The sequence below is a fragment of the Streptomyces sp. NBC_01235 genome, assembly GCF_035989285.1.
GTDB lineage: Bacteria > Actinomycetota > Actinomycetes > Streptomycetales > Streptomycetaceae > Streptomyces.
This window is the reverse complement of sequence record NZ_CP108513.1, coordinates 2,283,120-2,295,898: the sequence shown is the minus strand read 5'-3', so window position 1 is coordinate 2,295,898 and position 12,779 is coordinate 2,283,120. Positions and strand designations below refer to the sequence as shown.

9 protein-coding genes and 1 pseudogene are annotated in these 12,779 nt (G+C 68.2%); 5 read left to right on the top strand and 5 right to left on the bottom strand.

Annotated features, from left to right (window positions below; genetic code table 11):
* Positions 1–75: 75 nt before the first annotated feature.
* On the bottom strand, positions 76–786 hold the full coding sequence (locus OG289_RS09720) for a cupin domain-containing protein (protein ID WP_327313619.1): 711 nt from the start codon (positions 784–786) through the stop codon (positions 76–78).
* Between the two features lie 129 nt (positions 787–915).
* Here OG289_RS09720 and OG289_RS09715 point away from each other — a divergent pair, with 129 nt between their 5' ends.
* Complete coding sequence (locus tag OG289_RS09715; protein ID WP_327313618.1) at positions 916–1,560, top strand: SGNH/GDSL hydrolase family protein; 645 nt, start codon at positions 916–918, stop codon at positions 1,558–1,560.
* A 160-nt stretch (positions 1,561–1,720) separates the two neighbouring features.
* Here OG289_RS09715 and OG289_RS09710 read toward each other — a convergent pair whose 3' ends face one another.
* The 3 genes from OG289_RS09710 to OG289_RS09700 form a co-directional block, all read right to left on the bottom strand.
* On the bottom strand, positions 1,721–3,973 hold the full coding sequence (locus OG289_RS09710) for a right-handed parallel beta-helix repeat-containing protein (RefSeq protein ID WP_327313617.1): 2,253 nt from the start codon (positions 3,971–3,973) through the stop codon (positions 1,721–1,723).
* Positions 3,974–4,556: 583 nt separating this feature from the next.
* Positions 4,557–7,037, bottom strand: a complete 2,481-nt coding sequence (locus tag OG289_RS09705; protein WP_327313616.1) for an RICIN domain-containing protein — start codon at positions 7,035–7,037, stop codon at positions 4,557–4,559.
* A gap of 256 nt (positions 7,038–7,293) precedes the next feature.
* Entirely contained in the window at positions 7,294–8,328 is a 1,035-nt protein-coding gene (locus tag OG289_RS09700) for a LacI family DNA-binding transcriptional regulator (RefSeq protein ID WP_327313615.1), read from the bottom strand.
* A 323-nt stretch (positions 8,329–8,651) separates the two neighbouring features.
* Here OG289_RS09700 and OG289_RS09695 point away from each other — a divergent pair, with 323 nt between their 5' ends.
* Complete coding sequence (locus OG289_RS09695; protein ID WP_327313614.1) at positions 8,652–9,659, top strand: LacI family DNA-binding transcriptional regulator; 1,008 nt, start codon at positions 8,652–8,654, stop codon at positions 9,657–9,659.
* A gap of 239 nt (positions 9,660–9,898) precedes the next feature.
* On the opposite strand, the pseudogene OG289_RS09690 reads toward OG289_RS09695, so the two are convergent.
* Positions 9,899–10,153 (bottom strand): annotated as a pseudogene (locus OG289_RS09690) (4-hydroxy-2-oxovalerate aldolase); the annotation flags it as partial.
* 210 nt (positions 10,154–10,363) lie between these two features.
* On the opposite strand from OG289_RS09690, the gene OG289_RS09685 reads away from it, so the two are divergent.
* The 3 genes from OG289_RS09685 (at position 10,364) to OG289_RS09675 (ending at position 12,775) form a co-directional block, all read left to right on the top strand.
* Positions 10,364–11,188: an SDR family oxidoreductase gene (locus OG289_RS09685; protein WP_327313613.1), complete on the top strand. Its 825-nt coding sequence runs from the start codon at positions 10,364–10,366 to the stop codon at positions 11,186–11,188.
* A gap of 704 nt (positions 11,189–11,892) precedes the next feature.
* Positions 11,893–12,516, top strand: coding sequence for a TetR/AcrR family transcriptional regulator (locus OG289_RS09680; RefSeq protein ID WP_326663366.1), 624 nt, complete (start codon positions 11,893–11,895; stop codon positions 12,514–12,516).
* Positions 12,517–12,565: 49 nt separating this feature from the next.
* On the top strand, positions 12,566–12,775 hold the full coding sequence (locus OG289_RS09675; protein WP_327313612.1) for a helix-turn-helix domain-containing protein: 210 nt from the start codon (positions 12,566–12,568) through the stop codon (positions 12,773–12,775).
* Positions 12,776–12,779 lie beyond the last annotated feature (4 nt).

The window sequence follows — 12,779 nt, the reverse complement described above, 5'->3', positions numbered from 1 at the left end:
CCGCCCATCCGACCCGGCCGTGGGTGCGGGCCGAACCGGCCGCGCACGCCGCACGTTCTCAGGTGCGCATCGCCCTCAGTTCGCGTAGACGTCAAGCCGGCCGCACATCCCGAACTTCCCCCGGGCGGCGGGCTGTTCAGACCTCACAGCGGCACCTGCGAGGTGGGGGGACTCTCCTCGCTCCAGCCAGTCGAGCTGCGCCCCGGTGGCCGCGGCGGAGGCCTCGGCGCCTTGTCGCCACCGCTCGCGCCACTCGGCGATGCGGGGCCGTACGAGCGCGGCGGCGGCACGGTGGAACGCGGCCAAGGCCTGTGGCCCGTCGGCCTCCCGAAGTGCCCGGTAGCCCTCCAGAGCGAGGTCCCGCCGGGCCCGGGCGACGCGCTCCTGCCCCTCTTCGGGTGCGTCGGCCGGGATGGCGGTGGCACGGGCGTACGTCTCCGGGTCGGTCAGGTACTCCGGGGGCAGCGTGAGGACCGCGTCCCCCGCCTCCGGCAGCCCGCTGTTCTGCATCAGAACGGTGATCCGCAGATCACCCTCGTTGACCAGCCGGTGGATGGTGCCCGGCGTGAACCAGGCGACCGTGCCGGCCTGGAGCGGAGTGACCTCGTACCCGGAAGCGGTCAGCGTCTGCACGGCCCCGCGTCCGCCGGTGACGACGTAAGCCTCTGAACACGCCAGGTGCATATGAGGGGTACCGCCGCACACTCCGTCGGCAGCAGGCCAGTCGTACACCGACAGATGCGAGATGGCGACGCCCCCGGGCAGTCCGGTGTTGGTTGCGTTCATGTGTGTGTCAACACTCCAGTTCACTACAGTAAGCGCTTTCTATCTCTCTTAATTTACGTCCCGGTCGCCCAACCCGTCAATGTTCTGTTTAAAATCAGACCCGAATAGCGAAGCCGCAAGGAGGACGATGTGAACAATGGGTTGGTAGGCAAGAGCGTCTATGCCTTCGGCGACAGCATTGTGTACGGACATGTGTATCTGCACAGTTTCGTGGACGTAGTTGCAGAGCGCGAGGGCATGTCCCTCACCAAGTTCGCCCGGAACGGCGCGACCATAGGCGCCGACGCGCATGCTTCCGGAGGGCAGATACTCACGCAGGTCGAGCAAGCGACCGACATCGCGCCGGACTTCGTCATCTTCGACGGAGGCACCAATGACGCGCAGTCCATTTTCCGGGACCGCGCGTACACGCTCAGCACCTACGTGGAAGAGTTGGAGAAGACGCTGCACGTCATGGGGCGGAAGTGGCCGACCGCCCGCATCGTGTACGTCGCCGCCCACAAGCTCGGTTCGCGGGACTGGGACACTCAGGTGGCGCTGCGCGAGGTGACCTTGGAAGCCTGCCGCAAGTGGGACGTCGCCGTTGCCGACGTCTTCGGAGAGACCGCGTTCGACACGCGCGATGACACCCAGCGTGCGAAGTACACATTCGACGACCTGGTCAACGGTTTCCCTGGCACAGAGGGATCGGGAACACATCCCAATGAGGCGGGTATCGCCACGTTCTACGTACCGGTGGTGAGCGCCACGCTGCAGCAGATTTCATCACGTTGATCAGTCGGCAATGGGATCTGCCTGGCCGATATCGGCCAGGCAGATCCCATTCTTCATTTTCATGACGTTAGCCTGAGCTGAGCATCATGGTGGACGAGGAAGCGCTTACTGGATCGGTTTACTTACCGAAATGCTCACGCCACCACACTTGCCCTGGCTGTCACTGGCCGAATCCGGTACCGCGCGAGATCTGGACGTCGTCCACGTGCACCGCCCCGCGCTCGCCCCCGTTCGAGTACCACGCGACCTTCGCGATCCCCGGCATCGAGGTGCGGAACGCCGCGTCGTTCAGCACGCGACGGCCGTCGATGTCCAGGTCGAACCGCTGGTTCACGGTGTCCACCGTGAGCGTGACCCGGTACCACTTGCCATTCGTGTACGTACCGATCACGGAGTCCGTGGTTCCCTGATACGCGTGGATCTCGCCGCGGGCGAACGCGACGCTGACGGCTTGGACGCCGCTGGCGTTGTACACGTAGGGCAGCCCGAACCAGCCGGCCTGCGTGTCGTTGCGCATCACCTGCGTGTCGATGGTCACCACGCCCTGCAGCGGGGTGCTGAAGAGCCGGGCGAGGTTGGTCCCGTCGGTGCCGCCGCCTTCGATGGTGCGGGTCAGCCGGACGCTCTTGTCGGTGGCGGACGGCGTCTCCACCACGGAGACGTCGTTGTTGGTCGAGATGACTCGCCATCCATTGGTCCCGTCGGCGAGCGTGCCGGTCGCCCGGCCGTCGAAGGTGTCCGTGAACGCGATGTTGGGCGCGCCGCGTTCGAGGGCACCGATCTCCGGACCGTTCCCGATCGGCACAGGAGACCCGGCGTTATCGAGGCCTCCGTTGCTGCTGACCGTGGCTCCGGCGTCGACGAACACCGAGCCCGACTGGAGCGCGAAGTTCGTCGCCGTGCCGAGCCTCGGGCCGTTCTCGTCGCCGTAGGGCCCCGTGACGGAGGCATTCACGAACTGCGGAGCGCCGACCACGGCGTTCGCGTCGGACGTGGGCACGGTCGTCAGGTTGTCCGAGTAGCCGTTCTTGTTGTAGATGATGGTCGACTTTTGCACGAACGTGGGCGCGGACTGCCCGGAGACGAACAGGTTGTTGGTCAGCGTCGCCTTGCCGGAGACGCCGCCGGTCACCATGTTCGTCGAACTGGTGTTGGCGAAGGTGTTGTTGTAGATGTTCGCCACCGTGCCGCCCGTCTGCGACAAGTGGAGGTTCCACCGAGTGCTGCCGGTGATGACGTTGTAGCGGAGCACCAGGCTGCCGAACTGGACGCTGGAGTTGCACGCGCAGAGCAGGACGCCGTCGCCGTTGTCGTGGAGGTAGTTGTACTGGAACAGCTGGTTGGTGGTGCCGATGTCGGGATCCAGGGCGTTCTGGTCGGCGCCGCCCGACGAGAGGTGGGTGCCCATGATCTCGTTGTGCTGGACGGTGATGCTGTCGGCCATGTTGGTCTCGACGCCGGAGACGCCGACCCGGTCGATCACGTTGCCTTCGACGAGTCCGCCCCGGGTGCCGGTGAGGTAGATGCCGTTGCAGCCGTAGGGGGTGTTCGCCTGCGTGATGTAGTTCCCGCGGAACGTGACGTTGGTGTACGGGGTGTACTTGGGGTCGCTGGCCGTGGCGCGCTTGCCCCAGCCGGTGAAGACGGCACCTGGCGCGTCACCGGCGTACTGCTTCGTGACGATCCCGCTGAACGAGGTGTTCTTGATGGTGGAGTTCTCCACGGTGATGCTGTCGAGGACCGTCGGGGCGCCGGGCGCGGTGATGTCCTGGACGCCGGTGAGGAAGGCGATGCCGCCGGTGTCCTTCGAGCGGTCCCAGCCCTGCTGGAAGGTGATGCCCGGCTTGTTGTCGGCGGTGCTGCCGCCGACCCACTTGACCTCGCCGGTGACGTCGTGCACGTCCACCGAGTCGATCACGAAGTGGTGCAGGGTCTGGCCGTTGTCACCGTGCACTCCGATGCCGCGGAAGTCGCCGAGCTTCGAACCGTCGGTCGTCCCCGTGGGCACCGCGTTCGACACGTCGAGGTTGCGGATCTCCCAGTACTGCTGGTTGTTCAGCCGCACCGCATCGGCGACGGTGCCCTGGCCGGCGATCTTCGGCTTGGCGCCCGTTCCGTAGCTGTCGATGGCGATCGGGGAGCCGTCGGCGCCGGACCCCTTCGGCCAGAGTTGCCCGGTCCAGGTGTCACCGGCCTCGAGGCGAATGGTGTCGCCGGGCTGGAACGTCGTCGCGTTCACCTTGCTCAGCGAGCGCCAGGGCGCGCTGGTGCTGGTTCCGGCGTTGCTGTCGCTGCCGCTCGTGCTCACGAAGTACGTGGTGCCCGCGGCGAAGGCCCGCTGCGCGGGGATGAGCACGATCGACGCGAGCACGACCGCCAGCGCGCACAGTGCGGCGGCTGTCGCTCGTGACACAAGTCTTCGGTTTACGGTCATTGTCCTCTTCTTGTCGTCTGTGGTGGTGAGGTACCGGCTCCTGTCGTGACGCCTCCAGCCGAGACGTCGCGTAACGACTCGGGGCGCCGGCGGCTCGGGACCCTACGGTGGACGCACCAACGGGTGCGCGACGACATGGGCACTGGTCCGGCCGGACACGCCCCATCGGGGGCTGAGCTCCGCTGCGGCTCCAAGATCCGTGCTTTCAGTGTCACAGTGCCCTCCCGGATGTGCAGCGGGCCATCGAGAACGTCATGCCTGCCCCTCGGGGCCGCGTCGGGAAAACGTATTCCGCGCAGTGTGCCCAGCGCCGATCGAGTGCGTCAAGGTTTCGAGCAGATGAACGTCGGCGTTGTGGAGGCCCCTGCCGGAAAACCGACGGCGCCGTGCGACAGCGAGCCGTGCGGCAGCCCGGCTGCTTCGTAAGGCGCTTGTCACTGACTGCTCAACCCGTCGCCCGGCGGGGCCCAGCAGCGCAGGCGCATCTCATGGCCCCCGGCGCACGGGTGGGGCAGGCCGGGGGTCGGGCCTGCCCCACCCAAGGGCTCGGTTGCTCAGTCGGTCATGCCACCTTGACCAGCTTCCAACGCTGGTTGCTGCCGCCGTTGGTGTACCACTGGTCGATGGGGGTGTTGTCGGTGGTCCCACCCTTGTACACGTCCACGTTGTACCCGTTCGACCGGGACTCGATGGTGTAGCCGCCGCTGTCGCCCGGGGCGATCAGCCACTGCTGGCTGACGCTCCCGCTGGGGGTCTTCAGCTGCAACTGGGTGCCGGGCCAGGTGGAAGCCGCGTTGATGTCGAGGGACTTGCCGCTGGTGACACCCGTGATGGTGAGGTAGCCGCCGCTGGTGTAGGCCAGTTTCCACTGCTGGCTGCCGCTGTTAGCGTCGGTCTTCTGAACGACGGGCGTGCCGTCGCTGGTTCCACCGTTGTAGGCGGTGAGCACCTTGCCGGTGCCGACGCTGATGATCTTGTAGGTGCCGGACAGGTCGCTGACCGGCTCGTGGGTGACGGAGAAGTTGGAGTACTCGACGGGGTAGTAGCCGGCGGTGCCCAGGCCGGCCAGGCCCGCACCGTAGCTCGTGTCGGTGACCGTGCCGACGGTGTTTCCGTCGATCTTGGCGATGATGGTGCTGTTCTGGAAGGTCAGCGACAGGTTGTGCCAGGTGCCCGTGCCGGGAGCGGTGACGGTACCGCTGGCAAGGGTGGTCCAGTTCCACGCTTTGCTGCCGGCGGTGTCGGTCTTCAACAGCGACCAGGATCCGGTGTCGGACAGGCGCAGGTGGTAGGCGTTCATCCCCCCGGCGCTGAACTTCGTCTGGGTGCCGACACGGCCGAGGAGCTCTGCGGAGCTGCTGCTCTTCTCCAGCAGTACGTCGGAGCTGACCGTGTAGTTGCTCCAGCCGACGTCGCCCATGAGGGTGTAGGGCTGGAGGGCGTTCGTGGCTGGGTACCACCAGACGATCGGCTTCTGGGGGGCGGTCTGGCGCAGGCACTGGCCGGTGCGGCCCCCGGTGCAGGGGGCGGCCTGGAACGCGCCGTTCATGGAGGCGAAGTACTTCACCTCCTGCCCGGTGCTGTAGCCGGCGAAGGAGTCCGAGTAGGGCATGACGAGCCGGTTGCGCGCGGGCGAGGTGGCCGTTCCGGCACCCTGGCCGGTGGCGGTGGTCACGGTGTAGACGTGACCGGGGTCCAGGGTGAGGGTGTACGTGCCGTTGCTGGCGGTCAGGTCACTGTTCTGCACCATGCGCGGGGTGGCGCCGCCGGGCTGTGACAGGTCGGTGGACCACACATGCAGGTTGCCGCCGGGCAGGCCGCCGGCGATGCCGAGGGTGACCGTCTGGGAAGCGGTGGCGTCCATGGTCTCGAAGACGGTGCTCCAGGCGCTCTTGTCGGGCGCCGTGTAGCTGACGTAGCTGCCGTTGGCGCGGTCGCCGCCGAGGTAGCCGGAGGCGCTGTCGAGGTACTTCCAGCCGGGTGAGGTGAACTGCGTGGTCTGGGCGATGGACCAGGCGGTGCGGGAGACACTGTAGGCGCCGGACCAGGGCTGGTTCGCGGTGATCAGGCCCTGGTCGTGGAAGTAGAGGTTCTGGTAGTCGGCGGCCAGCATGGGCCAGTTGATGTACGCGCTCATCTTGGCGTCGAGGTAGCCGCGGTTGATGGCACGGGCGACCGGGGCCGCCCCGGTCTCGGCGTTCTCCGAGCCGTTCTCGCTGGCCCAGAGCTGCTTGCCCAGCGACTGGGCGTCGCCGGAGGAGGAGCAGGTGGTCATAGCGGACGCGTACGTGCAGGGATAGTGCGCGCCGACGATGTCCACGGCGTTGTTCAGGGCGCTGTCGGTCTTCATGGCGGTGGCGATGTTCCAGTTGGTCTCATCGCTGCCGACCAGCTTGGTCGAGGTGTAGCCGTTCGCGGCCAGGGCCGACTTCAGGTTCTCGTAGAAGGAGGCGCTGTACGTCTTCTCGTTCTGGCCACCGAGGTAGTCGATGCTCAGGCCGTGCTGCTTGGCGCAGCCCATCCAGTCGATCAGGTAGTTGATCCCGTCCGTCGAGTAGAAGTTGCCGTTCCCTATCCAGCCGGGGGCGCCCCAGGCCAGGGCGAAGAGCTTGATGTCGGGGTTACGGGCCTTGGCCTGCTCCATCACCCACCACTCGTAGCCGGCGTTGCAGTCGATGTCGCCCTTCGAGTGCTCGAAGCTGGCCTCGGAGCCGTCGGTCGAGTTGGTGTCGCCGCCGATCTCGACCTTGAGGATCTCCAGGGCCGCGCCGTAGCCGGGCTTGAACAGGTAGTCCAGGACCTGGTTGCGCTGGGTGGACGGGTAGTCGACCAGGAGGCGGGTGTTGCCGCCGCCGCCGCTGATCGCGCCCACGCCGTCGAAGGTGCGTCCGCCGCTGGTGCCGTCGACGGTGATCGCCGTGTCGGTGGCGGCGTACGCGGGCGACAGTGCTCGGCCGGTCAGCAGGGCCAGTCCCATGAGCAGGGCGGCCAGGGCCGCCAACCGTCTGATGTGCCTGTCAGGCAGCCCTATGACGTCGTGCACGGCAGATCCTCCTAGGAGGGAGTGCGGGTGTGGGTGCGGCTTGCACTGAGACTCCGTCGCGTGGATCGCAGAGGCGGGGCCCGCCCGGGAGAGGAGCTTTCCTCAGTGGGAAATCGTATTCCGCGCAGTGTGCCCGTCCGTGATCGAAGGCGTCAAGCATCGGTCAGCGGGTAAAAAATGCGGCTTTGATGTGTGGCAGTTCTGGTGGCCCGAAGGCGGTGTGCGCTTCGGCGGGAGTGATCGGCTCAGGGTCGGTTCAGACGACGCGGATCGCCGTGCTGTCGCGCACCACGACCTGCCCACGCATCATCAGATGCTCTGCTTCCGTACGGTCCGCGAGCGCGAGGCGGACCGCCTCGGCACCTGCCTGCGCCAGCGGCAACGACACGGTCGTCAGCCGCGGTGTCACGTCGATCGCGAGCTCGATGTCGTCGAAACCGGTCACCGAGACCTCGTCCGGCACTGCCACCCCGGCAGTACGGAAGGCGGACATCGCGCCGATGGCGATGGTGTCGTTGGCGGCGAGGACCGCGTGGGGCGGCTCCAGCCCCTCGGTGACCAGCCGCCGCGCCGCGTCGAACCCTCCTTGGCGGCTCACCGGGCAGTGCGAGATCCGGATGTGCCGCTCCTCGACGCCGCCGCCGCGGAGACCGGCTATGAAGCCTGCGGTACGGGCCGAGACGTTCCCCTTCCCGCGTACGCCGGCGAGGATCGTCACGTGCCGGTGCCCCGCCGCGGCGACGTAGCCGGCCAATTCCCTCGCAGGGCCGTGATTGTCGAAGCTGATGGAGTCGAACGGCATGTCGGTGTCACCGACGATCACTACCCGGCCGCCCTCGCGTTCGTAGCCGAGCAACTCGTCGAGCAGCCGCCCGCCGAGGGCGTTCGTGTCGAGGCGGCTCGAGGTCAGAATGAGCGCACGCGGCCGCAGAGCACGCTGCAACCGGACGGTTTCGAGCTGCCGCTCGGCGGTGCCGTGGGTCGACGAGACGGTCACGAACGCACCTGCGTCGCGCGCTCGCCGTTCCATCGCCGCGGCGACCATTCCCATCGACGGGGTCGTGAGATCGTCGCCGACGACCGCGATCGAGTCGTTCGCGCGCCGCATCGCCCGGGCCGCGGCGTCCGCGGTGTAGCGCAACGCGGCGGCGGCGGAGACGACCCGCTGCCGGTATTCCTCCGCGACCGTGCGGGAACTGCCGCCCAGCACTCGCGACGCGGTCGAGACCGACACACCGGCGGCCGCCGCCACGTCACGCAGGGTGACGGTCGGTCTGGCTGAATGGGGCATCGCGCCGTCCCTCCCGCGCCACGAAAACGAGCCGCCGTCGACGCTACCCGAGGATATCCCCGGCCAGGCCGCGCAGGTGTGGACGAAAGTGCCGGTGACTGACTCGGGATACGGTCGCCTGGCTGGAAGGAGGTCGCGTCGGCCCGGTTGGATTCCGCAAGGCATGTGCGGTAGCGGTAAGCGCACCGGCCTGCGGAGTGACCCTCGGTAGTGAATGCGCGACTTCCAGGCGCTGGGCGGCTCGGTGCACAATGTGCGGCATGGAAGATGGAGCGGCAGCGCCTGTACGGCGTCGCGGGGAGGCCGTATCCGAGGGGCGCCAGGTGACCCTGCATGATGTGGCGCGGACGGCGGGCGTCTCACAGGCGACGGCGTCGCGGGTGCTCAACGGCAGCGTCCGCAACGTCCGGCAGGAGAACGTCGACCGTGTGCTCACTGCGGCCGCGGAGCTGGACTACGCACCGCACCTGTCCGCCCAGGCGATCGCGCGGGGTTCGACGAACATCGCCGCGCTGGTCGTCAGCGGTGTCGACGACCCGTACTTCTCCTCCATCGCGGCAGGTGTGACGCAGGCAGCCGAGGCCGCCGGACTCATCGTGACCATGGCGGTCGCGGACCGCTCCCCGGAGCGGGAACTCCAGATCGTCGGGACGCTGCGCGGCATGCGCCCCCGCGTCATCATCATGACCGGCAGCCGCGTCGACGGCACCGATGACCGCGACGCACTGGTCGAGGAGCTCCACGCCTACCGGGAAGCGGGCGGCAGCGTGGTCCTGATCAGCCAGCACGACCTGCCCTTCCACACCGTCAGCATCGACAACTACGGGGGAGCGCGGCAGCTTGCCCGCGCGATGGTAGGGCTCGGCTACCGGCGGTTCGCGGTGGCCCGGGCGGGGACCGGCCTCAGGACGTCCCGTGACCGGTGCAGCGGTTTCGTGGAGGGCCTGCGCGAGTTCGGCATCGACGTCGACGAACGGCTGGTGGTCGACGCCGAGTTCAGTCGCCGAGGGGGGTGCGCGGCGGCCCGGGAGCTCGTCCGGCGGGGACTGGACGGCACGGAACTCGTCTTCGCGGTCAGCGACGTCATGGCGATCGGTGTGATGACCGCATTCCGCGACGCCGGGCTTGTCCCTGGCCGGGACATCGCCGTCGCCGGCTTCGACGACATCGGCCCGGCGGTGGACGTCGTCCCGGAGCTGACGTCCGTGAACGTGCCTCTGCAGCAGGTCGGACTCCGTGCGATGGAGCTCGCGCTCTCCGACGATGACGTCCCGCGGATCGTACCGGTCGACACGAACGTCGTGCTGCGGGCAAGCACACCGCCTCGATGATTGTGCCGGCTGATCGCGTGGTGAGCGTCGGCTGTCCGGCCCTGAGCTGCTCCGCGGCCCGGCCGACGCCCTCCTTGCGGGTGACGGTCTTCCGGCCTGTCGAGCGAGCTGTAGCCGATGAGTACGGCGCCGTCCTCGGGAGAAGCTCCGCTCAGATCAGGGCAAGACGTCGAGCCGAGCCGGGCGGCGGACCATGAGCAGGCCCGGAGCGGGCTCACGGCGATAGCCGGGAGCGAGCCGCCAACGGGGCCAGTGGTGCGGACGCAGTGGGCGCCGCAGGACTCCATCGGCTGGCCTGGCGGGTCAGTTCGGCGGGTTCGGGCAGTGAGACACCACCACCAGGAAGCCCGCCACATCCATGCCCAGCCTGCGGCCGCGGCGATGTGCTGGGCGGAGATGCCGGTCTCGGTGCAGTGGGTGGCCACGCGCACGGAGCGGATGCCCGGCGAGTGAGTGCGTCGCAGGTTGTGCTGGGCGCCGATGCCGGGCAGCAGCGGGTGGTCGAGAGCCGGATCGCTACTTCGGTCACCTCTGCCGTGAACCGTCGCTCGCGAGTGCCACGCAGGCTCGACGGCTTGGCCGGGAGCTGTGAACGAAGGTGGAGTTACTCATGCTCAAGAATCCACAGAGGAACGACTTGATACTGAGTATCAGAAGGGTCTAGAGTCTCGTATTGCAAGTTCGTTTCGAACGGGAGTGTCCTCATGAGCAAGATCTGGTTCGTCACCGGTTCCTCGCGTGGCTTCGGTCGTCAGTTCGTCCAGGCGGCCCTGGAGCGTGGTGACAAGGTCGCGGCCACCGCCCGCAACACCGACTCCCTGGCGGACCTGGTGGCCGCCCATGGTGAGGCGGTGCTGCCGCTGAAGCTGGACGTCACCGACAAGGCCGCCGCATTCGAGGCCGTCCAGCGGGCGCACGAGCACTTCGGCCGCCTGGACGTGATCGTCAACAACGCCGGACACGGCCTGTTCGGCGCGGTCGAGGAGCTGACCGAGCAGCAGGTCCGCGGTCAGATGGAGACCAACTTCTACGGCGCCCTGTGGGTCACTCAGGCCGCCCTGCCCCTCCTGCGGGCCCAGCGCAGCGGTCACATCGTGCAGATCTCCACGGTCGGCGGCGTCATCTCCTTCCCCAACCTGGGCGGTTACAACGCCTCCAAGTGGGCCCTGGAGGGCCTGACCGAGGCCCTCGCCCAGGAGGTCGCCGGCTTCGGCATCAAGGTCACCCTCGTCGAGCCCGGCGGCTTCGAGACCGACTGGGCCGGCTCCTCCGCCACGTTTGCCGCGCAACTGCCCGCCTACGACGACCTGCGCGCCGCCGTCGCCGCCGCCTGGGGCGACGTCAAGTCCGGCGACCCCGCTGCAACCGGCCCGGCCCTGCTGGGGATCGTCGACGCGGACAACCCTCCGCTGCGTGTCTTCTTCGGTACGGCCCCCCTCCACCTCGTCCCCCAGGTCTACGCCGAGCGGCTGAAGACCTGGGAGGAGTGGGCGGCGGTCTCCGCCGAGGCCGAGGGCGCCGCGGCCTGAAGCCGCCGCGCGGCAGCGAGACGCCGCAGGCCGATCCGTGACGAGATGGATGGTTCGGGCGGCAGCCCGCAGACATGAAGGCGGGCTCGGTGGCCAGGAGCCACTCGCGGCTCCCGAAGTGTCCCGGGCGGCCCCGGCGCACTGTAGGCCCTTCCCGGCGAGGTGACGGGAAGGGTCGGGTGGGTACGGGGCGGTCATCCTCCCCTTCTGTCACCGGTGGCCGTCCAGTCGCCTGACCACCGACCGGAACCCCAGTCGGGCCCGCCCCCATCCGCGTCCAGAGTCATCCGTTCGACAGGGGACAGAGTCATGCCGGGCCCGGAGGGCAGCGGCCCCCTTGCGGGACCGCAAAAAGCATGACGGGGGTGCGTGCGTACGAGGAGGGTCAACTTTTCGGGGCAGGTGCCGGAGTCACCGCCGACCTCGGCGCGGCCGGTACGCCCGGCCGGGAGCGCTGAGCGGGCCTGCACTCACCGTCACGTTCCCTGCGCGCGGCGAGCGTTTCGTCGTAAGCGCTGCCGTCCCCGAGGAAGGACTGGGTGCGGCCGAGCAGGTCTTCCGGGTCAAGTGGAAGCGCCTCACGTTGCATCCGCTGGCGCGCTCCGTGGGAGTGACTTGAACGGCGGGCGTGGACAGTGTGGCCGCCGGGATCCCATGTTTCTGATGCTCAGTATCAGATTGAGTCGCTGTTGTACTCTTTACTCATGACCGACTCCGCCCGCACCTCCGCCCAGTCCGCAACCAAACCGCCCGGCCTGCGGGAGCGTATGCGCGCGACGGTCCGGAAGGAAGTCGTCGAGGTCGCGCTCCGGCTCTTCATCGAGCAGGGATTCGACGGGACGACCGTCGACCAGATCGCCGGTGAGGTCGGGCTGTCGCGTGCCAGCCTGTTCCGGTACTTCGGCACCAAAGAAGACATGGTCTTGCAGGGCTTGGAGGAGACCGGCCGTCAGATCGCGGAGGCGTTCGCCGCCCGCCCCGACACCGAGCGTCCCTGGGAGTCGCTGCGCAGGGCGTTCGACGTCCTCACGCAGTCGAACGAGCAGGCGCCCGAGCAGGCGCTCAGCTATCTGCGCATGCTCCAGGAGACTCCGTCGCTGCGCGCCCGGCACTTCGAGAAGCAGCTGAGCTGGCAGGCGATGCTGGAGCCGGAGATCGCCCGGCGGCTGGGCGTCAGCGCCGACCAGCCGGACGAGGTCGGGCCGAACGCGCTTTCCGGGGCCGCGCTCGCTTGTCTGGATGCGGCCGCGACGGGCTGGGTGGCCTGCGGGGGCGCCGTTCCCCTGGCCGTACTGCTCGACCGTGCGATGGGCACGCTGACGGAATAGTTTCACCAAGGTCCCCTGCCTCCGGAGCCACGGGGGTAGGCAATGGGGTTTGTCCCTGGCGGAGTTGGCCGGGCAGGCGAGGCCGGCGAAGCAGACGCTCTCGAATCTGGAGCAGGACGCGGGCAATCCCATGGTGGACACGCTGTTCTCGATCGCCGTGGTGCTCGGCGTACCCGTGACCCGGCTGGTGGCCGAGTCGGTGGTCGCGAACCCCAGTCCGCGCTTGGCCACCTCCGAGCGGATCCCAGTGATGCGTTGACCGA

Coding starts and splice junctions, on each gene's coding strand:
- OG289_RS09680 (WP_326663366.1), top strand. CDS start 11,893: ATGACCGACTCCGCCCGCACCTCCGCCCAGTCCGCAACCAAACCGCCC.
- OG289_RS09720 (WP_327313619.1), bottom strand. CDS start 786: ATGAACGCAACCAACACCGGACTGCCCGGGGGCGTCGCCATCTCGCAT.
- OG289_RS09685 (WP_327313613.1), top strand. CDS start 10,364: ATGAGCAAGATCTGGTTCGTCACCGGTTCCTCGCGTGGCTTCGGTCGT.
- OG289_RS09700 (WP_327313615.1), bottom strand. CDS start 8,328: ATGCCCCATTCAGCCAGACCGACCGTCACCCTGCGTGACGTGGCGGCG.